The following is an 18925-nucleotide window of genomic DNA, read 5'->3' on the forward strand; positions in this document are numbered from 1 at the left end:
CCGTCTTGATCAACGACAGGAGGAGGGGCGGATGCTCGCTCAGGTGGTGTTGTTCGACGGCTTCGATCCGCTGGACGCGATCGGGCCGTACGAAACGTTGACGGCAGGCGGAATTCAGGCCGAACTGGTGACCGCCGAAGGCCCGCGCGAGGTGCTCGCCGGCCTCGGCATGCTGTCGCTCAGCGCGACCGCGAAGCTGGATCCGGCACGCGCGGACATCGTGGTGATCCCCGGCGCCGCAGCCTACGCGGAAGACGAGGTCATCGCACTGTTCGGCAAGGCGCTGCCCACCCTCGCCGAGCCGTTGGGCCAGGCACTCGCGAAGGAAAGCCTGACGGTGGCGACCGTGTGCGGCGGCTCCCTGCTCCTGGCCGCCGCCGGCCTGATCAGCGGACGGACGGCCACGACCAACCACATCGGGCTGCCCGCGCTCGCCCGGTTCGGGGTGAACGCGATCCCCGCCCGCCTGGTCGAGGACGGCGACCTCCTCACGGCCGCGGGCGTGACCTCCGGCGTGGATCTCGCCCTGTACCTGGTCGAACGCAACCAGGGTGCACGGAAGGCGCACGAGGTCGAGGTCCTCTTCGCCCACGAACGCCGCGGCACCGTCTGGAGCGCCGCATGAGCAAGCTGTTCCTCTCGCTGCACGTCCTCGCCGCGATCCTCGCCATCGGCCCGGTCACCGTCGCCGCCAGCATGTTCCCGAAGGCCGTCACCACCAACGGCAACCCCGAACTCCTGCACAGGATCTGCCGCGTCTACGCGCTGATCGGCATCTCGGTGCCGGTGTTCGGGTTCGCCACGGCCGGCGTGATGGGCGTGACCGGCCACCCCTGGGTGATCGTGTCGATCGCGCTCACCACCGCCGCCGCGTTCGTGCTGGCCCTCAAAATCCTTCCGGGCCAGGAGAAGGCCATCAAGACCAGGGACATCAAGGGACTGGCCATGTACACCGGGATCTTCAACCTGCTGTGGGCCGTGGTCACCGTGCTGATGATCATCAGGCCCGGCTCGACAACCGGTGCCTAGCGCTGCCCGACCGGCCGAACCACGATCTCGTTCACATCGATGTACGAAGGCTGCGAGACCGCGTACGCGATGGCGTCGGCGATCGCGGACGCGGGCAGCGCGTCCTTGCGATAGGTGTCCATGAACGCCGCCGCCGACGGGTCCGTGATGCTGTCCGTGAGCTCGCTTTCCGTGACACCGGGCGAGATCACGCTGACCCGGAGGTCGGTGCGCTCCTGCCGCAGCCCCTCGGACAGCGCCCACACCGCGTACTTCGTCGCGCAGTACACGGCGGCGGTGGGCGCGACGCTGTGCGCGGCGATCGAGGCGACGTTCACGATGTGGCCGCCGGTGCGGAACAGCGGCAGCACCGCCGCGATCCCGTTCAGCACACCGCGGATGTTCACGTCCACCATGCGATCCCACTCGTCGACGAGCAGCGAGTCCATGGGAGACAACGGCATCACACCCGCGTTGTTCACCAGCACGTCCACCCGCCCGTACCGCGCGACCGCCGCGTCGACGAACGACTGGAAGTCGGACCGCGAGGTCACGTCCAACGCCTGGTACGAGCCGCCGATCTCCTCGGTCAGCGCCGCCAGCCGATCCACCCGGCGCGCGCCGAGAAACACCTCATGTCCGGCAGCGGCCAGCGCACGGGCCGTCGCCTCACCGATACCGCTCGAAGCTCCAGTGATCAACACAACTTTGCTCATGGCGACAACGATCGCCGTCGAAACCGCCTCCAACCAGGACACCTTCTGCCTAGGTGCGCCACACCCAGGCAGAGCGCGGCGCCCGCAACTAACCTCGACACCGTGCTCGGAGAGTTCCTGAAAGCCCACCGCGCCCGCGTCAACCCCGAGGACGCGGGCCTGCCGAGTCACACCCAGCGCAAGGTCAAGGGGCTCAGGCGAGAAGAGGTCGCCGTCCTGGCCGGCGTGAGCGCCGACTACTACGCCCGTCTCGAACAGGGCCGGGAGACCAACCCGTCAGCGCAGGTGCTCGATGCGCTCAGCCGTGCGCTCAAACTCGACACGGACGCCAGAGCCCACCTGCACCGGCTCGCCGGAGTCGTCGCAGACGAAGGCCACGCGCCGGACGTCGTCAGCCCGGCGCTGCGACAGCTCATCAGCGGGATGCACGACATGCCGGCGTTCGTGATGAACTCGGTGCTCGACATCCTCGCCATGAACGCGCTGGCCGAGGCCCTGTACGACCCGTTCACCCCCGCCGACAACGCGGCCAGGATGACGTTCCTCGACCCCGCCGCCGTCAGCTTCTACCCGCGCTGGCAGTGGGTCGCCCAGAGCACCGTCGCCCACCTGAGGGGAGTCGCCGACCCGAAGTCGCCGCGCCTCAAGCAGATCGTCGAGGCGCTGAGCGAAAGCGCCCTCTTCACCGAGCTCTGGGAGCAGCACGAGGTGAGGGGAAAAACCCAGGACGCCAAGGACTTCGTGCACCCGGCGGTCGGTCCGCTCACGTTCGTCTACCACTCGTTCGACGTCCGCGAGGCGCCCGGCCAGCAGCTGGTGATCTACCGGGCCGAGCCGGGCAGCCCGACCGCGGACGCGTTGAGGCTCCTCGCGACTAGTCGGGCCACACGGGCGGCCGCTTCTCCAGGAACGACGCCCGTCCCTCTTTGGCTGACGGGGACTGCGAAGTCTCGGCCATGACGGCCAGCGCGATGTCGTAGGCGTCGGCCTCGGGACGGTCCAGCTGCGCGTAGATCGTCCGCTTGCCCACGGCCTTGGACGCCCGGCTCCCCCGCGTGGCCCGCGCCAGCAGTTCGTCGACCTCGGCGTCCAACTCCGCAGCGGGCACGGCACGGTTGATCAGACCCCACTCGACGGCCGTCGCGGCATCCACGACGTCCCCGGTGAGCACCATCTCCATCAACCTCTTGCGCCCGACGGAACGCGCGACGGGAACGGCGGGCGTGTGGCAGAACCACCCGGCTTTCCCGCCGGGCAAAGAAAAACCGGCGTCCAGCGAAGCCACGGCAAGATCGCAAGAAGCCACCAACTGGCACCCGGCGGCCGTCGCCAGCCCGTGAACGCGCGCGATGACCACCTGCGGCACGGCCTGGATGGTCTTCATCAGCACCGTGCACAACTCCAGCAGCAGCCGCACGCCTTCCTCGTCACGGGCGTCCACGTCCCCGAAGTCGTGCCCGGCGGAGAAAACGGGCCCCTCGGCGGCCAGCACGATGCCGGCCGCGTCCGACGAACCCGCCTCGCGGAACGCCTCCAGCAGTTCGCTGAGGTGCTCGGCCGACAACGCGTTGCGCCGGGCAACCCGATTCATCGTGATCCGGACGACGGACCCGTCCCGCACAACGTCAACCATGCCGCGACACTAAGGCCCTACGTCAGGGAATGCACCTCGCGGATCACGGTGACGATCTCGTCCATGATCTCGGTCAGCTCGTAGTCCTTCGGCGTGAACACCCGCGCCACCCCACGATCGCGCAGCTTCGCCGCGTCGTCCGGCGGGATGATGCCGCCGACGATCACCGGGATGTCCCCGGCACCGGCCGCCTTCAGCCCGTCGACCACGGCGGGCACGACCTCGAGGTGCGAGCCGGACAGGATCGAGAGCCCGACGACGTGCACGTCCTCCTGCACGGCCGCGGCCACGATCTGCGACGGCGTGAGGCGGATGCCCTGGTAGACGACCTCGAAGCCGACGTCGCGGGCCCGCACGGCGACCTGCTCGGCGCCGTTGGAGTGCCCGTCGAGGCCCGGCTTGCCGACCAGCATGCGCAGCCGCTCACCGATCTCCTCGCCGGTCCCGCGCACGCGCTCACGCACCCGTGCGATCTCCGACCCGGCCTCACCGGACGCCGAAGCACCGGAAACACCGGTCGGCGCGCGGTATTCGCCGAACGTGTCGCGCAGCGCCTGCGACCACTCACCGGTCGTCACGCCGGCGCGAGCACAGGCCAGGGTCACCTCGACGAGGTTCTCGTCGGTCTTCGCGGCCTCGCGCAACGCGTCCAGCGCGACCTCGACGGCGGCGTTGTCGCGGGTGGTCCGCCACTGCTGGATCGCCTCGACGGCGTGCAGCTCGACGATCGGGTCGATGGTCTCGATCGCGTTCGCGCCCTCGGCCTGCAACGGCGACGGCTCGGTGGTGTCGAACTTGTTGACACCGACCACGATGTCCTCGCCCGCCTCGACGCGGCGGCGGCGATCCGCCAGTGAGGACACCAGGTTCGACTTCATGTAGCCGGACTCGACGGCGGCGACCGCACCGCCCATCGCCTGCACGCGGTCGATCTCCTCGCGCGCACCGGCGAGGATGTCGTTGACCTTGGCCTCGATCACCGGCGAGCCGTCGAAGATGTCGTCGTACTCCAGCAGATCCGTCTCGTAGGCGAGGACCTGCTGCATGCGCAGCGCCCACTGCTGGTCCCACGGACGCGGCAGGCCGAGCGCCTCGTTCCACGCCGGCAGCTGGATCGCGCGGGCGCGGGCGTTGCGGGACAACGACACCGCGAGCATCTCCAGCACGATCCGCTGGACGTTGTTCTCCGGCTGCGCCTCGGTCAGGCCGAGCGAGTTGACCTGCACGCCGTAGCGGAACCGGCGGTGCTTCGGGTTCTCGACGCCGTAGCGCTCGAGCGTGATCTCGTCCCAGAGCTGGGTGAACGCGCGCATCTTGCACATCTCCTCGATGAACCGCACACCGGCGTTCACGAAGAAGGAGATGCGCTGGACGACCTCACCGAACTTCTCCTGCGGCACCTGACCGGAGTCGCGCACCGAGTCGAGGACGGCGATCGCCGTGCACATCGCGTACGCGACCTCCTGCGCCGGCGTCGCGCCGACCTCCTGGAGGTGGTAGCTGCAGATGTTGATCGGGTTCCACTTCGGCACCTTCGTCACGGTCCACGCGACCATGTCGGTGATCAGCCGCAGCGACGGTCCCGGCGGGAACACGTAGGTGCCCCGGGACAGGTACTCCTTGATGATGTCGTTCTGCGTCGTACCGGCCAGCGCCGACGGGTCCGCGCCCTGCTCCTCCGCCACGGTGACGTACAGCGCGAGCAGCCACATGGCCGTCGCGTTGATCGTCATCGACGTGTTGGCGCCGGCGAGCGGGATCTGGTCGAAGAGCTGCCGCATGTCGCCGATGTGGCTGATCGGCACGCCGACCTTGCCGACCTCGCCCTTGGCGAGCTCGTCGTCGGGGTCGTAGCCGGTCTGCGTCGGCAGGTCGAAGGCCACCGACAGACCGGTCTGGCCCTTCGAGAGATTGCGGCGGTAGAGCTCGTTGGACGCCGTGGCCGAGGAGTGACCCGCATACGTGCGCATCACCCAGGGGCGGTCGCGTTCACGATCAGCTGGGTACGGCACAGCAACCTCCCACAACGTTGTTCAATGGAGCGTACTGGCCGGTAACTCCTGCTGCGCGTGCGCTTGCTCACTGAATCGTGACGGCAGAGCATCATGAAGGGGTGACGGGGATCTACCAGGCGGCAATCGTCTTCGGCGTGATCGGCCTACTGGCTCTGGCGCTGAGGTACTTCGTGGGCAACGACAAACGGCCCGTGCCGGATCTTGACGGCACGGACTTCGGGTTGTTGAGCGAGGTGGCCCTCGTCCCCACGGAGGAGGCGGCGAAGGTCCTCGTGCAGAAGCTGAAGGCGAACGGGGTGCGTGCCACGCGTTCGCGGCACGCGCCGTACCGGGTGATGGTGTTCCCGGCGGACGTCGCGAACGCGCGGCTGGTGCTCAAGAGCTGACGCGCTCCACGTCGGCACCGAGCTTGCGGAGGTTTTCCACGAACCCAGGGTAACCGCGCTCGATGTGGAAGATCTCGTAGACCTCGGTGGCCCCGTCGGCGCACAGACCGGCCAGCACAAGCCCTGCACCTGCACGAATGTCGCTGGCCCACACCGGGGCGCTCGACAGTTTCTCGATTCCGCGGATCACCGCGTGGTGACCGTCCGTGCGCGCATCGGCGCTGAGCCTGATCATCTCGTCGATGAACCGGAACCGCGCCTCGAACAGGTTCTCGGTGATCATCGAGGTGCCCTCGGAGACCGCGGACAGCGCGATCGCGAACGGCTGGTTGTCCGTGGCGAAACCGGGGTACGGCAGCGTCACGAAGTCGACCGCCTTCGGCCGGCCGTCCATGACCACGCGGAAGCCCTCGTCCTCGCCGCCCTCGTAGACGGTGACCTCGGCGCCCGCCATGCGCAGCTTCTCCAGCACCAGGTCGAGGTGGTGCGGGTTCACTCCGCGCACCCGCACGTCGCCGCGCGTCATGACGGCGGCGAAGCCCCACGTGGCACCGACGATCCGGTCGCCGATGACGCGGTGCTCGGTCGGCTTGAGCTCCGTCACGCCGTGCACGGTCAACGTCGAGGTGCCCGCGCCCTCGATGTTCGCGCCCATCTGGTTGAGCATCAGGCACAGGTCGACGATCTCGGGCTCACGCGCGGCGTTGTCGATGACCGTCGTGCCGTTCGCCAGCACGGCCGCCATCAGGATGTTCTCGGTGGCGCCCATGCTCGGGAAGTCCAGCCAGATCTGCGCGCCGTGCAGGCCCTCGGCCTCGGCGACGATGCAGCCGTGCTCGATCCAGGTCTTGGCGCCGAGCTTCTCGAGCCCGCTCTGGTGCATGTCGAGCGGCCGCGAGCCGATCGCGTCACCGCCCGGCAGCGCAACGACCGCGCGCTTGCAGCGGCCGACCAGCGGCCCCAGCACGCAGATCGACGCGCGCAGCTTGCCCATCGCCTCGGAGTCGGCGTGGTAGCTCAGCTCGGCAGGCGTGGTGATCCTCGCCACGTCACCTTCGAGCTCGACCTCGCAGCCCAGGCTCCGCAACGCGTCCGCCATCAGCGGGACATCGAGGATGTCCGGGCAGTTGGTGATGGTCGTGGTGCCCTCCGCGAGGAGTGCTGCTGCCATCAGCTTGAGGACGCTGTTCTTGGCGCCGACGACATCAACTTCGCCGACCAGACGTGCGCCACCGTGTACCCGGAAATGCTCACTCACGGGGCAATCCTACGTACGAGTCATAAAGTGCACTCATGGCGGTGCATCTCACCAAGATCTACACACGGGTCGGCGACGACGGCACGACCGGACTCGGCGACTTCTCCCGCGTGCCCAAGACCTCGCCTCGCATCGAGGCCTACGCGGACGTCGACGAGACCAACGCGTCGCTGGGCGTGGCGCTGGCGCTCGGCCAGCTGGCTCCTGACGTGTACGAGGTCGTGCGCAAGGTGCAGAACGACCTCTTCGACGTCGGAGCGGACCTCTGCACGCCGATCGTGCCGGAGCCGAAGTACCCGCCGCTGCGCGTGACCCAGGCGTACGTGGACCGCCTGGAGGGGTACTGCGACACGTTCAACGAGCGGCTGGGCAAGCTCGACTCGTTCATCCTGAACGGCGGCACGCCGGGCGCGGCTCTGCTGCACCAGGCCCGCACGATCTCGCGCCGCGCGGAACGCCGGGCGTGGGCGCTGATCGAGGACGACGCCGAGCACACGAACGTGCTGACGGCGAAGTACCTCAACCGCCTGTCCGACCTGCTCTTCATCCTGGCCCGCGTCGCGAACCCGGACGGCGACGTCCTCTGGCAGCCGGGCGAGAACGCCTGAAGTGCCATGAGGGTGACCTTCATGGACCTGAGGTCCATGAAGGTCACCCTCATGGCATTAAGAAGCCCAGGGAATGGAACGGCCCGGAGGCGCTGACTCCAACCAGGACAGGAATCCTGTGAGTGCGTCCGGGCCCATCGCGATCTCGACCTCACCAGAGCCGGAGCGGCAACGCAGCACGATCGCACCTGCCGGCATCGCGTACGCCTCCGGCCCTGTGGGCTCGCGGCGCGCGTCGATCTCGAGTCCGTCTCTGGAAATCAGCTGATCAGGCCCCGACCCGAGCGAGAGCACCCGGAACCAGGCGAACGAGTCGCCCCGGTAGTGCCCCACACCCAGGTGCCAGCCACGCCCACGATCGTCGAACACACTGCGCAGCGCGACGTGCACGCCACCCTCACGCAGCAGCCGGATGCGGCGCCAGGCGAAGTAGGCGATGACGATCGCCACCCCAAGAAGGATCAATCCGGCAATCTCGGTGATCCCCACGGCAGGGTCCTCGCGCCCGGTCTCAGGCCGACTGTTCCACGGCCCGCACGCGCGCGGCCGCACGTGCGCGCTCGGCGTCATCCGCGTCCTGCAGCGCCGTTCGCGCCGCGTCCACGTCGATCTCGCCGGCGAGCTCGGCGTCCTCGGCGAGAATCGATACGCCGGTGCCGGTCACGGAGAGGAAGCCACCATGCACGGCGGCGGTGACAAGCGCACCGTCCGTCGTGCGGACTCGAACCACACCACCCTCGACCAGCTGACCGAGAACGGGCTCGTGACCGGGCAGGATGCCGATCTCACCCTCGGTCGTCTGCGCCGAAACGGACGTGGCCTTACCGGACCACAGGCGGCGTTCAACGGCGACCAGTTCAACGGTCATCTCGGCCACGCGTATCTCCCTCGTCGTCTGGAGTCGAACCGAAGTCTAAACGAGTGCCTGACAACCTCGCCGCCCCGCCCGGTGTCAGTACGTTCGACAACCGCCGGAGGGGGGACATGCAGGACTTCGAAGACTTCGTTGCGTTGCGCTCGCAGGCACTGCTGCGCACCGCCTACCTGCTCTGCGGCGGTGACAAAGCCGCCGCCGAGGACATTCTGCAGGACGTCCTGATGAACATGTACGGCAAGTGGCGCCGGATCAGGACCTCGCCAGAAGCCTACGCGCGAAAAGCGATGGCCAACGCGGCGGCGAACCGCTGGCGGCGGCGTGCCCGCAAGCCGGAAGCACCGATGGAACACGCGGAGACGCCGACGACCAGGGGCCACGAGCAACAGGTCGTGGACACGGACAGCGTGGTGCGGGCGTTGGCGCAGTTGCCGAAGAAGATGCGCGCGGTTCTGGTGCTGAGGTTCTTCGACGACCTCAGCGAGGCCGAGACCGCCCGCACGCTCGGCTGCGGCGTCGGCACGGTGAAGAGCCAGACCTCGCGGGGCCTGGCCCGCATGCGGGAGCTGATGGGTGAGCAGGTGCTGACGTGGAACTGAAAGACGCAATGGAGGCCGCGACGGCCGACCTGGACGTGCGGCCGGGATTCGTGGGGGACGTCATGGCCGGGGCTCGACGACGGCACACGCGCAAGCTGGTCGCGATCACCGCGGCGGTGGCGCTGCTGGCAGGCGTGACCGCGGGGGTGGTGCTGACCCGCTCCTCCCCCGAACCGCAGACGGCGGCGGACGCGCGGCTGACCGCGACGACGACGGGTGACCTGGCGAGTGACGCCGAGTTCATCAAGCGGTCGCTCGCGGTGTGGGACAGGGAGTCGTCGACCGGTGACATCGTGAGCGAGATCTCAACGGACGCCCACGTGTTCTGGGCGGCGAACACCGCGAACGGCCCCGCGTCGCTGATCGTGCAGGAGGTGCGGGTGCACAACGCGCCCGGCCCGCAGACGCTCGTGGGCCTGGTGCATCGCGGCACCGTGGTGGACCAGGAGGTGTCCTACCGGGGCGCCGGGAACGAGCGCGGCCTCTACCTCGTCGACGGTCCCGAACCGACGTACGTGGTGCTGGACCTCGGGCAGCGGGTCTTCTGGTCGGCGAACCCGGTGCGTGGACCGGACCTGAGGTACTCGCGCGAGTGGCAGGAGCCCTCGTTCACGGGCGGAGTGGCCGTGGTGCAGACCGGCGCCATGGCGAAGCCCGTGTTCGTGCGCGCGAACACGGTTCCGGCCCCGCACGACTTCACGGCCGAACAGCTCCTCGCGCGCCAGGAGATCAAGCAGATGAAGGTGGTGGAGGCGCGCCCCGGCCTCGGCTGGATGGACGTGATGTGGGCGTCGAGCCGTCAGGAACCCAGCGGCCCCGGCAAGGAGCCGGACGGGTCGAGGGTCTACGACCTGAAGAAGCGCGGCTACCTCGACTACGGCAGCACGCCAGGCCGCTACGTGGACTGGGAGGTGCGTGCCTGGCTTCCGGACGGCCGGTACGCGGTGGTGCTGGACGCGAACGGGGAACTGCTCGGCGCGCTCTACCAGCCCGACGGCACGTTCGACCGCGTGCTGCCCGGTGGCCCGGCGGTGAAGGGTGCGGCGGTGCCGGTGCGGATCGCGTTGCCGGACAACCAGGGCACGATCCTCGCCGACCGCGGGTCGTTGCTGGGCCCCGACGAGCGCAGGGACGCGTGGCTGGCGCCGCCCGGCACGACCGAGGTGGCCGTGTTCCGCAACGGCGCCACCACCATGGTTCCGCTGTCCTAACCGCCCTGCCACGAACGCCAGAGCGTCGCGTAAGTGCCGTCTCTGGCCACCAGATCGTCGTGGGAGCCCAGTTCCACGACCCGGCCCGCGTCGACGACGGCGATCCGGTCGGCGTCACGCGCGGTCTGCAACCGGTGCGCGATCGCGATCACCGTGCGTCTCTCCCGCACGGCCGCGATCGCGCGCTCGGCGTGCCTCGCCGTTGCCGGGTCGAGTGAGGACGTCGCCTCGTCGAGCACCAACGTGTGCGGATCAGCGACCTCCACCCGTGCGAGCGCGAGTTGCTGTGCCTGAGCGGGATCCAGCTGCAGCCCGCCCGCTCCGAGTTCGGTGTCCAGCCCTGCCGGCAGGTCGTCGAACCAGCCCGCGTCCACGGTGTGCAGTGCCGCGACGAGCCGTTCGTCGGCAGCGTCGGGGGCGGCCATCGCGAGGTTCTCCCGCAACGTGCCGATGAACACGTGATGCTCTTGCGTGACAAGCACGATCCGCTGGTCACCCGCCGCCGTGAGATCCGCGACCGGCACCCCGCCGACGAGCACCGAGCCTTCCGCCGGCCGGTCGACGCCGGCGATCAGCCTGCCCAGCGTCGACTTGCCCGCACCGGACACACCCACGACCGCAAGCCGTTCGCCCGGCTGTACAACGAGGTCGACTCCGTGCAGCACCTCGTGACCGTCCACATAGGAGTACCGAACTCCGCGTACCTCGATGCGGTCGTCAGTCGGCTCACCGACCTCGGGCGCGGCTTCGAGGTGAGCACCGATCCCCTCCACGCGGGCGAACGACGCGCCGCCGCGCTGCAGTCCCTCCACCCAGAACAGGATCCGGTCCATCGGTTCGACGAGCCGCCACACGTAGAGGCTGCCGGTGACCACGACCTCGATCTGCACGCCGTCGGCCGCGTACAGGAGGCCGCCAACGAGCAGCACCAACGCCGTGGGCACGGTGTTGACGAAGCTGCTGACCGGGAACAGCACGTTGCGCAGCCGCAACGTCCGCAGCCGCGACCGGTAGGAGCGCGCGATGGCATCGTCCGCGGCGGCGACCATCCTGGTGCGCAGCCCGTAGGTCTCGATCGTCCGGCTGCCCTCGCCGACCGCCGCGGTCAGCTCCGCCACGTCACCGGCGGCCTCGGTCTCCACGAGGTACGCGTCGCGGGCACGGGCGAGGTACCACCGCGTCACCCAGGCGACGAACGGCAACCCGGCCAGTGTCACCAGGCCGAGTACCGGATCCAGCAGGAACATCGCCGCGAACACGACCACGAGGTGTACCAGCCCCGCGAGCACCTCGGGCACGCTGTCGCGCAGCGTCGTGCCGACCGTGCCTACGTCGCTCGACACCCGCGTGAGCAGATCGCCGGTGCTCAGCCGGTCCACCACCCGTGCGGGCAACGCCAGCGTGCGGGTCACGGCCTCCTCGCGCAACGAGGACAGCAGCCGCTCGCCCAGCCGTGCGGTCAGCAAGCTGCTGTACCGCACCAGCAACAGGTGCGCCACCGCCGCGCCCAGCACGCCCAGCGCCAGAACATCCACAGTGGACAGCGTGATCTCACCGCGGTCCACCCCGCCCACGATCTTGCCGAGCAGGTAAGGCCCGACCAGGCCGGACAACGCCGCCAGCGCGGTGAGGCCGAGAACCGCCACGAGCGCACGCCGTTCGCTGTGCAACAACCGCACGGCCGCCTGCCGGACCTCGCGGCGGTCCGCGATCGGGAGCCGGTTCATCGGGCCTCCTCCAGGTGAATCACCTGGTCCGCCTGCCCCGCCCACAACGGCGAAGACGACACGACCACGGTCGTCAGCCCGGATCTGGCCTCCCGCACCCGTTGCGCCACCGCCGCCTCGGTCACCGCGTCGAGCGCCGATGTCGGTTCCACCAGCACCAGCACCTCCGGTTCGCCGATCAACGCCCGGACGAGCCGAAGTCGCTGGCGCTGACCGCCGGACACGTTGCGGCCCTGCGATTCCAGGTGGGAGTCGAGCCCGTCCGGCATCGCCTCCACGACGTCCGCCGCTGCCGCCGCCCACACAGCCTGATCGAGCTCGCTGTCGTCGTGGTCCGCGACCGACACCGCGTCGCGCACCGGCCCGCGGAACAGGTAGTCGTCGTTGTCGGCCACGACGACCTGACCGGGCAACCGTTCCACGGCTTCTCTTGCCGCCGCGGCGTTCTCGGACACGACGACCGTCAGCGCGCCACTCTTCACGTCGAACGCCTCGGCGTCGGTGTCCTTGGGATCCGGTTGCAACGACAGAACGTCGATCACCCGTCGCGCCGACACCAACGCCCGCGGAATCGAGTCCGCACCTTCGATGAAGAAGCTCACCGGCATGATCAACGTCGTGACGTACAGGTACACCGCGACCATCTCGGGAATCGTGATCGCCCCGGTCACCGCCATCCGCGCCACGATCCACGTGACGACCGCGAGGAACAGCGCCGGCAGCCCGAACGTGAGCGCCTGCACCCAGCTCACCCACCGCGACACCCGGTAGCCGTCGGCGAGCACCTCGCGGGACATCGCCCGGAAACGCTCCTCGAACGCCGGCTTGCCGCCGATCCCGGACAGCACCCGCAGCCCGGCCACGATGTCCCCGGCCCGTGCCGCCAGTTCGCCCTGACTGTGCCGATAACCGGTCTCCACCGCGTGCAGCCTGCGCATCACCGGTCCGGTGACCACGGCCAGCACCGGCACACCCAGCAACACCACTACCGCAACGAGCGGCGAGATCCGCACGAGCAACACGGCCGTCACCGCGTACGCGATCACCGCCCCGACCCCAGGCCCGGTGCTGGTGAGTGCGTGTGCGATCCGCGCAGTGTCACCGTTCTGCACGTAGGTCAGCTCACCGCTGGACAACCTCCGCCGCACCACGCCACCAAGCCGCGTGACGTGCCGGACCACCACCTGGGCCGTGCGAAGAGCCGCATCGGTGCGCACCAACGACATCGTGCGGTGCCGGAACATCCCGGCGATCGCCAGCAACCCCGCCACCACGACCAACGCGACACTCCACCACACGAGCGCCTGCCGGTTCCCGGCCCGGAGACCGTCCTCAATGGCCTGTGCGATGAGGTACGGCGGCAGGATCAGCCCGCACATCCACAGCGACCCCCACCACGCCCCGGCGAGCACCCGCCACGGCTGCATCCGCACCAGCCACCACAGGTACCGCCAGGGCGAGCGGACGTCGGGCGTCCCCGGATCGTCGTACGGCGCATGTCGGGGCATACCCCGACAGTGCCATCACGCGGCGTGCTCGACCACCGAATTCGACCTGGCCCCGACCGCGGTGATCGCGACCGCGCCCAGTGCCGCCACCGCGGCGAAGGCGTAGAAGCCCCACGGATGCGCCAGCCCGGCCGTGAGGAGCGCGCCACCGAGCAACGGCCCGCTGATGGCGCCGAGCCGGCCGATCCCGGCGGCCCATCCGATGCCGGTCGCCCGGTTCTCCTCGTAGACCCGCCCGGCGTACGCGTAGACCAGCACCTGCGCGCTGAACACGAAGCACCCGGCCAGCAGCACCGCCACGTACACGCCGACGCCCGGCAACTTGATGCTCAGCAGCGCCAGGAACACCACCGCCGCCGAGAACCACCCGATCACCGCGGGCCTGATGCCGATCCGGTCGGCCACCGCACCCGCGATCAGCAACCCGAGCACCGCACCGATGTTGAGCGTGAGCAGAAGAGCAAGCGCCGTGCCGAGTTCGTATCCCGCGCTGCGCATGATCTGCGGCAGCCACGTGTTGAGCCCGTACACGAGCAGCAGCCCCATGAACGAGGCGATCCAGAACGCCGCCGTGGCCTTGCGCAGCCCCGGCTTGAAGAGCGACCCGACGGCCTCCCGCGCAGGGGCCTTGCGCGCCACCGTCTCCGGCAGGTGCTTGACCATCAGCGGAATCAGCACCAGCGCCGGCAACGCCCCGGCCACGAACAACGCCCGCCACCCGAGCTGGGGAATCAGCACGATCCCGAGCAGCGCCGTGATGACCGCACCGACGTGGTACCCGGTCATGATGAGCGTGGTGGACCGGCCACCCTGCTGCGGCCGCGAGTCGTTGACCATCGCGATCGCCGTGGGCAGGCAGCCACCGAGCCCCAGCCCGGCGAGGAACCTCAGCACGCCGAACGTCGTCGCGTCCTGCGCCAGCGCACAGGCGAGCGTGAACGCCGAGAACCCGGCCACCGCGAAGATCATCACCTTGCGGCGCCCGATCACGTCGGTGATCGTGCCGATGATCAATGCGCCCAGCATCATCCCGACCAGACCGGCCGTGGACACCGCGCTGGCGGACGCCGTGGTGAGCAGCTTCTCCTGCAACAGCACGGGGATCACCGTGCCGAGCACGACCAGGTCGAAGCCGTCGAGCAGGACGGCGGCCCAACACAGCGGCAACACCCATTTGTTCACGCGCTTTCCTCCTCGCTGAGGGCCCCTGGTGTTGCCGTGCATCGTGCGGCGACACCCCGGCGAGCAGCGAGGGGGCTTTCCACTGAATGGAAACCTAGTGCGCCCCGAAACGCCTGAAGGGCCGCCCCTCCACAAAGGAGGAACGGCCCTTCGAAGACGGCAGTCTTAGTTGCCGGCCAGCTTCTTGGCGTTGGCCTCGACGTCGTCCAGCCCGCCGCAGGAGAAGAACGCCTGCTCCGGGTAGTGGTCGAACTCGCCCTTGCAGACGCGGTCGAACGCCTCGACGGTCTCCTTGATCGGCACGAAGGAGCCCTTCTGGCCGGTGAACTTCTCCGCGACGAAGAAGTTCTGGCCGAGGAAGCGCTCGAGGCGACGGGCGCGACCGACGAGGACCTTGTCCTCCTCGGAGAGCTCGTCCATACCGAGGATGGCGATGATGTCCTGCAGCTCCTTGTACTTCTGCAGGATTCGCTTCACCTCCTGGGCGACCCGGTAGTGCTCCTCGCCGACGATCGACGGCTCGAGGATTCGAGACGACGACGACAGCGGGTCGACGGCCGGGTAGATGCCCTTCTGGGAGATCGGACGGGAAAGCTCCGTCGTCGCGTCCAGGTGGGCGAAGGTCGTCGCCGGGGCGGGGTCGGTGTAGTCGTCCGCGGGCACGTAGATGGCCTGCAGCGAGGTGATCGACCTACCGCGCGTCGAGGTGATGCGCTCCTGGAGCTCACCCATCTCGTCGGCCAGCGTCGGCTGGTAACCCACGGCCGAAGGCATGCGGCCCAGCAGGGTCGACACCTCGGAACCGGCCTGGGTGAACCGGAAGATGTTGTCGATGAAGAGCAGCACGTCCTGGTTCTGCACGTCGCGGAAGTACTCCGCCATCGTGAGAGCGGACAGGGCGACGCGCATACGCGTGCCCGGCGGCTCGTCCATCTGACCGAACACCAGCGCGGTGTCCTGGAGGACCTCCATCTCCTCCATCTCGAGGAGGAGGTCGGTGCCCTCACGGGTGCGCTCGCCGACACCGGCGAACACGGACGTACCGGAGAACTCACGGGCAATACGCGTGATCATCTCCTGGATGAGCACGGTCTTGCCGACACCCGCGCCGCCGAACAGGCCGATCTTGCCGCCCTTGACGTACGGGGTGAGCAGGTCGAGGACCTTGACGCCGGTCTCGAGGATCTCGGTCTTGCCCTCGAGCTGGTCGAAGGCAGGCGCCTTGCGGTGGATGCCCCACTGCTCGCCGTCGCGGCCGAGGCCGGGCGAGTCGAGGCAGTCACCGAGGGCGTTGAAGACGTGGCCCTTGACGATGTCGCCGACGGGCACCGAGATCGCCTTGCCGGTGTCGGACACCGTGGCGCCGCGGACCAGACCGTCGGTCGGCTGCATCGAGATGGTGCGGACGAGGTTGTCGCCGAGGTGCTGCGCGACCTCGAGGGTCAGCGTCTTGGCGACGGCCTCGAACGTGATCTCCACGTTCAGGGCGTTGAACAGCTCCGGCACGGCGTCGCGCGGGAACTCCACGTCGACGACCGCACCGATCACCCGGACCACACGGCCGGTGCGGGTGGTGGTGGCAGTAGCACTCATGTCACTCATCACTTCCTGCGCCACCGGTAAGCGCGGAGGCGCCACCGACGATCTCGCTGATCTCCTGGGTGATCTGGGCCTGACGGGCCGAGTTCGCCGCCCGGCTGAGGTTCCGGACGAGCTCCGTCGCGTTGTCCGTCGCGGCCTTCATTGCCGTGCGGCGTGCCGCCGACTCCGATGCCGCCGCCTCCAGCATGGCGGAGAACAGCCGGGTCTTCACGTACTTGGGCAGCATCGCACCGAGCAGCGCTTCCGCGCTGGGCTCGAAGTCGTACACCGCACGCGGCCCCTTGGGGGTCTCGCCGGTGTACTCGACGTCCATCGGCGCGATCCGCCTGGCGGTCGGCGTCTGGTTCAGCATGGACTTGAACTCGGTGTACACGACGTGGATCTCGTCCACGCCCTGCGCACCGTCCTCCGTGCCCTCCAGGAACGCCTCCACCAGCGCGTCACCGGCCTCAACGGCGTTGACGTAGTGCGGGGTCTGCGAGAACCCGCTCCACGACGCGGTGACCTCACGACGGCGGAACGTGTAGTACCCGATCGCCTTGCGGCCGGTCACGTACAGCACCGGCTCCTTGCCCTCGGACTTGAGCAGCTGGATCAGCTGCTCGGCGGCCTTGAGGACGTTGGCGTTGTAGCCACCGCACATGCCCTTGTCACTGGTCACGACCAGGACAGCGGCGCGCTTCGGGTTCTTGCGTTCCGTCAGCAGCGGGTGGTCGAGGTTCGCCGAGGCCTCGGCCAACGCGGAGAGCACGTTCGTGATCTCGTCCGCGTAGGGGCGCGAGGCCGCGACCCTGGTCTGCGCCTTGGCGAGGCGAGACGTGGCGATGAGCTCGTACGCCTTCGTGATCTTCTTGGTCGAGTTGACCGTTCGGATCCGCTGGCGTAGCTCCCGAATCTGTGCGCCCATGGCTCAGATCACTTCTTGGTGGGCTCGGGCTTGGGGACCTTCACCGACTCGTGAGCGACCTTGTCGGCGTCGAGCGCCTTCTCAGGTGCCTCGTTGACGATGGTCGTGCCGTCCGAAGCGGTGAACTGCTTCTTGAACTCGGAGACGGCCGCGACAACGCGCTTCTGCGAGTCCTCGGGGAACTTCTTGGTCTCCACGATGCTGCTCAGCAGGTCCGCGTGGTTGCGGCGCAGCGAGTCCTTGAAGTCCGCGACGAAGCGGCGGATGTCCGCGACGGGCACGTCGTCCAGGTGGCCCTTGGTCGCGGCGAAGATCTCGACGACCTGCTCCTCGACGGGGACCGGGGAGTACTGGCCCTGCTTGAGCAGCTCGACCAGACGGGCACCGCGGTCCAGCTGGGCGCGCGACGCGGCGTCGAGGTCGGACGCGAACGCGGAGAAGGCCTCCAGCTCGCGGAACTGCGACAGGTCCAGACGCAGCGAGCCCGCGACGTCCTTCATCGCCTTGATCTGCGCGGCACCACCGACGCGGGAAACCGAGATACCCACGTTGACGGCCGGGCGGACACCGGCGTTGAACAGGTCGGACTCGAGGAAGCACTGACCGTCGGTGATCGAGATGACGTTGGTCGGGATGTACGCCGACACGTCGTTCGCCTTGGTCTCGATGATCGGGAGACCCGTCATCGAACCGCCACCGAGCTCGTCCGAGAGCTTCGCGCAACGCTCGAGGAGACGCGAGTGCAAGTAGAAGACGTCGCCGGGGTAGGCCTCGCGGCCCGGCGGGCGGCGCAGCAGCAGCGAGATCGCGCGGTACGCCTCGGCCTGCTTGGTCAGGTCGTCGAAGATGATCAGGACGTGCTTGCCCTGGTACATCCAGTGCTGGCCGATGGCCGAGCCGGTGTACGGCGCCAGCCACTTGAAGCCGGCGGAGTCAGAAGCGGGGGCGGCGACGATCGTCGTGTACTCGAGTGCGCCCGCCTCCTCCAGCGCGGTCTTGACGCCCGCGATGGTGGAGCCCTTCTGGCCGATGGCGACGTAGACGCAGCGGACCTGCTGCTTGGGGTCGCCCGACTCCCAGGCCTTCTTCTGGTTGATGATCGTGTCGATGCAGACCGCGGTCTTGCCGGTCTTGCGGTCACCGATGATCAGCTGACGCTGACCGCGACCGATCGGGGTCATCGCGTCGATGGCCTTGATGCCGGTCTGCATCGGCTCGGACACCGGCTGACGCTGCAGCACGGACGCGGCCTGCAGCTCCAGGGCGCGGGTGTCGTCGGCGACGATGTCACCGAGGCCGTCGATCGGCTGGCCCAGCGGGTTGACGACGCGACCGAGGAAGCCGTCGCCGACCGGCACGGACAGGACCTTGCCCGTCCGGCGGACCTCCTGGCCCTCTTCGATCTTGTCGAAGTCACCGAGGATGACCGCACCGATGTTGCGGACCTCGAGGTTCAGGGCGACGCCGAGGACGCCGCCGGGGAACTCGAGCAGCTCGTTGGTCATCGTGCCCGGAAGTCCCTCGACGATGGCGATGCCGTCGTAGGTCTCGGAGACGGTTCCGACCTCTTCCCGGCTGACCTCCGGGGAGTAGCTCGAGACGTACTTCTCGATCGCACTGCGGATCTCGTCCGACGAGATCGTCAGCTCCGCCATGTCGTTCCTGCTCTCACTTCTTCGTTCTTGGGAAAG

The 18925-nt window shown here is 68.7% G+C and carries 19 protein-coding genes; 7 read left to right on the forward strand and 12 right to left on the reverse strand.

Annotated features, from left to right (window positions below):
* The first annotated feature begins 31 nt into the window (after nucleotides 1-31).
* Nucleotides 32-625: a DJ-1/PfpI family protein gene (locus tag ACIA8G_RS15075; protein ID WP_396419021.1), complete on the forward strand. Its 594-nt coding sequence runs from the start codon at nucleotides 32-34 to the stop codon at nucleotides 623-625.
* Entirely contained in the window at nucleotides 622-1029 is a 408-nt protein-coding gene (locus ACIA8G_RS15080) for a hypothetical protein (RefSeq protein WP_396419022.1), read from the forward strand. Before ACIA8G_RS15075 ends, ACIA8G_RS15080 begins: the two co-directional genes overlap by 4 nt.
* Here the strand turns inward: ACIA8G_RS15080 and ACIA8G_RS15085 are convergent.
* On the reverse strand, nucleotides 1026-1724 hold the full coding sequence (locus tag ACIA8G_RS15085) for an SDR family oxidoreductase (RefSeq protein ID WP_396419023.1): 699 nt from the start codon (nucleotides 1722-1724) through the stop codon (nucleotides 1026-1028). The two genes, ACIA8G_RS15080 and ACIA8G_RS15085, sit on opposite strands and share 4 nt — an antisense overlap.
* Before the next feature lie 102 nt (nucleotides 1725-1826).
* On the opposite strand from ACIA8G_RS15085, the gene ACIA8G_RS15090 reads away from it, so the two are divergent.
* Complete coding sequence (locus ACIA8G_RS15090; RefSeq protein WP_396419024.1) at nucleotides 1827-2684, forward strand: helix-turn-helix transcriptional regulator; 858 nt, start codon at nucleotides 1827-1829, stop codon at nucleotides 2682-2684.
* On the opposite strand, the gene ACIA8G_RS15095 is transcribed toward ACIA8G_RS15090, so the two are convergent.
* Both ACIA8G_RS15095 and ACIA8G_RS15100 read right to left on the reverse strand, forming a co-directional pair.
* A complete protein-coding gene (locus tag ACIA8G_RS15095; protein ID WP_396419025.1) occupies nucleotides 2599-3357 on the reverse strand; it encodes an enoyl-CoA hydratase-related protein in 759 nt (252 codons plus the stop codon). The genes ACIA8G_RS15090 and ACIA8G_RS15095 overlap by 86 nt on opposite strands.
* 17 nt (nucleotides 3358-3374) lie before the next feature.
* Entirely contained in the window at nucleotides 3375-5369 is a 1995-nt protein-coding gene (locus tag ACIA8G_RS15100; protein ID WP_396419026.1) for a protein meaA, read from the reverse strand.
* 101 nt (nucleotides 5370-5470) lie between these two features.
* Between ACIA8G_RS15100 and ACIA8G_RS15105 the strand changes: the two genes are divergently transcribed.
* Nucleotides 5471-5758, forward strand: coding sequence for a hypothetical protein (locus ACIA8G_RS15105; protein WP_396419027.1), 288 nt, complete (start codon nucleotides 5471-5473; stop codon nucleotides 5756-5758).
* Here the strand turns inward: ACIA8G_RS15105 and murA are convergent.
* Nucleotides 5748-7016 carry a UDP-N-acetylglucosamine 1-carboxyvinyltransferase gene (murA, locus tag ACIA8G_RS15110; protein WP_396419028.1) on the reverse strand — a complete coding sequence of 423 codons (1269 nt, stop codon included), beginning with the start codon at nucleotides 7014-7016 and terminating at the stop codon, nucleotides 5748-5750. The genes ACIA8G_RS15105 and murA overlap by 11 nt on opposite strands.
* A 35-nt stretch (nucleotides 7017-7051) precedes the next feature.
* Here murA and ACIA8G_RS15115 point away from each other — a divergent pair, with 35 nt between their 5' ends.
* Nucleotides 7052-7624, forward strand: a complete 573-nt coding sequence (locus ACIA8G_RS15115) for a cob(I)yrinic acid a,c-diamide adenosyltransferase (protein WP_396419029.1) — start codon at nucleotides 7052-7054, stop codon at nucleotides 7622-7624.
* A gap of 57 nt (nucleotides 7625-7681) precedes the next feature.
* Here ACIA8G_RS15115 and ACIA8G_RS15120 read toward each other — a convergent pair whose 3' ends face one another.
* Nucleotides 7682-8113, reverse strand: a complete 432-nt coding sequence (locus ACIA8G_RS15120) for a DUF2550 domain-containing protein (protein WP_396419030.1) — start codon at nucleotides 8111-8113, stop codon at nucleotides 7682-7684.
* Nucleotides 8114-8135: 22 nt separating this feature from the next.
* Nucleotides 8136-8501 (reverse strand): F0F1 ATP synthase subunit epsilon, encoded by a 366-nt coding sequence (locus ACIA8G_RS15125; protein WP_396419031.1) that lies wholly within the window; start codon nucleotides 8499-8501, stop codon nucleotides 8136-8138.
* Nucleotides 8502-8608: 107 nt separating this feature from the next.
* Between ACIA8G_RS15125 and ACIA8G_RS15130 the strand changes: the two genes are divergently transcribed.
* On the forward strand, nucleotides 8609-9097 hold the full coding sequence (locus ACIA8G_RS15130) for a SigE family RNA polymerase sigma factor (RefSeq protein WP_396419032.1): 489 nt from the start codon (nucleotides 8609-8611) through the stop codon (nucleotides 9095-9097).
* Nucleotides 9088-10308, forward strand: a complete 1221-nt coding sequence (locus tag ACIA8G_RS15135; protein WP_396419033.1) for a hypothetical protein — start codon at nucleotides 9088-9090, stop codon at nucleotides 10306-10308. The genes ACIA8G_RS15130 and ACIA8G_RS15135 overlap by 10 nt, the downstream gene beginning before the upstream one ends.
* Here the strand turns inward: ACIA8G_RS15135 and ACIA8G_RS15140 are convergent.
* The 6 genes from ACIA8G_RS15140 to atpA form a co-directional block, all read right to left on the reverse strand.
* Nucleotides 10305-12035, reverse strand: a complete 1731-nt coding sequence (locus ACIA8G_RS15140) for an ABC transporter ATP-binding protein (RefSeq protein WP_396419034.1) — start codon at nucleotides 12033-12035, stop codon at nucleotides 10305-10307. The two genes, ACIA8G_RS15135 and ACIA8G_RS15140, sit on opposite strands and share 4 nt — an antisense overlap.
* Nucleotides 12032-13543, reverse strand: coding sequence for an ABC transporter transmembrane domain-containing protein (locus ACIA8G_RS15145; protein WP_396419035.1), 1512 nt, complete (start codon nucleotides 13541-13543; stop codon nucleotides 12032-12034). The genes ACIA8G_RS15140 and ACIA8G_RS15145 overlap by 4 nt, the downstream gene beginning before the upstream one ends.
* A 15-nt stretch (nucleotides 13544-13558) precedes the next feature.
* The gene (locus ACIA8G_RS15150) at nucleotides 13559-14725 is read right to left on the reverse strand and encodes an MFS transporter (RefSeq protein WP_396419036.1); all 1167 of its coding nucleotides are present in this window, start codon (nucleotides 14723-14725) and stop codon (nucleotides 13559-13561) included.
* A 165-nt stretch (nucleotides 14726-14890) separates the two neighbouring features.
* Nucleotides 14891-16327, reverse strand: a complete 1437-nt coding sequence (gene atpD / locus ACIA8G_RS15155) for a F0F1 ATP synthase subunit beta (protein WP_396419037.1) — start codon at nucleotides 16325-16327, stop codon at nucleotides 14891-14893.
* Nucleotides 16320-17234 carry a F0F1 ATP synthase subunit gamma gene (locus tag ACIA8G_RS15160; protein ID WP_396419038.1) on the reverse strand — a complete coding sequence of 305 codons (915 nt, stop codon included), beginning with the start codon at nucleotides 17232-17234 and terminating at the stop codon, nucleotides 16320-16322. The genes atpD and ACIA8G_RS15160 overlap by 8 nt, the downstream gene beginning before the upstream one ends.
* Before the next feature lie 8 nt (nucleotides 17235-17242).
* Nucleotides 17243-18889, reverse strand: coding sequence for a F0F1 ATP synthase subunit alpha (gene atpA / locus ACIA8G_RS15165; RefSeq protein ID WP_396419039.1), 1647 nt, complete (start codon nucleotides 18887-18889; stop codon nucleotides 17243-17245).
* Nucleotides 18890-18925: the final 36 nt, after the last annotated feature.

It is taken from the genome of Lentzea sp. NPDC051213 (genome assembly GCF_044455585.1).
GTDB lineage: Bacteria > Actinomycetota > Actinomycetes > Mycobacteriales > Pseudonocardiaceae > Lentzea.

Excerpts from the sequence above, each read along its gene's own strand:
- ACIA8G_RS15080 (WP_396419022.1), top strand. The coding sequence starts at position 622 with ATGAGCAAGCTGTTCCTCTCGCTGCACGTCCTCGCCGCGATCCTCGCC.
- ACIA8G_RS15075 (WP_396419021.1), top strand. The coding sequence starts at position 32 with ATGCTCGCTCAGGTGGTGTTGTTCGACGGCTTCGATCCGCTGGACGCG.
- ACIA8G_RS15145 (WP_396419035.1), bottom strand. The coding sequence starts at position 13,543 with ATGCCCCGACATGCGCCGTACGACGATCCGGGGACGCCCGACGTCCGC.
- ACIA8G_RS15130 (WP_396419032.1), top strand. The coding sequence starts at position 8,609 with ATGCAGGACTTCGAAGACTTCGTTGCGTTGCGCTCGCAGGCACTGCTG.
- ACIA8G_RS15095 (WP_396419025.1), bottom strand. The coding sequence starts at position 3,357 with ATGGTTGACGTTGTGCGGGACGGGTCCGTCGTCCGGATCACGATGAAT.
- ACIA8G_RS15140 (WP_396419034.1), bottom strand. The coding sequence starts at position 12,035 with ATGAACCGGCTCCCGATCGCGGACCGCCGCGAGGTCCGGCAGGCGGCC.
- ACIA8G_RS15085 (WP_396419023.1), bottom strand. The coding sequence starts at position 1,724 with ATGAGCAAAGTTGTGTTGATCACTGGAGCTTCGAGCGGTATCGGTGAG.
- ACIA8G_RS15160 (WP_396419038.1), bottom strand. The coding sequence starts at position 17,234 with ATGGGCGCACAGATTCGGGAGCTACGCCAGCGGATCCGAACGGTCAAC.
- atpD (WP_396419037.1), bottom strand. The coding sequence starts at position 16,327 with ATGAGTGACATGAGTGCTACTGCCACCACCACCCGCACCGGCCGTGTG.
- ACIA8G_RS15115 (WP_396419029.1), top strand. The coding sequence starts at position 7,052 with ATGGCGGTGCATCTCACCAAGATCTACACACGGGTCGGCGACGACGGC.
- atpA (WP_396419039.1), bottom strand. The coding sequence starts at position 18,889 with ATGGCGGAGCTGACGATCTCGTCGGACGAGATCCGCAGTGCGATCGAG.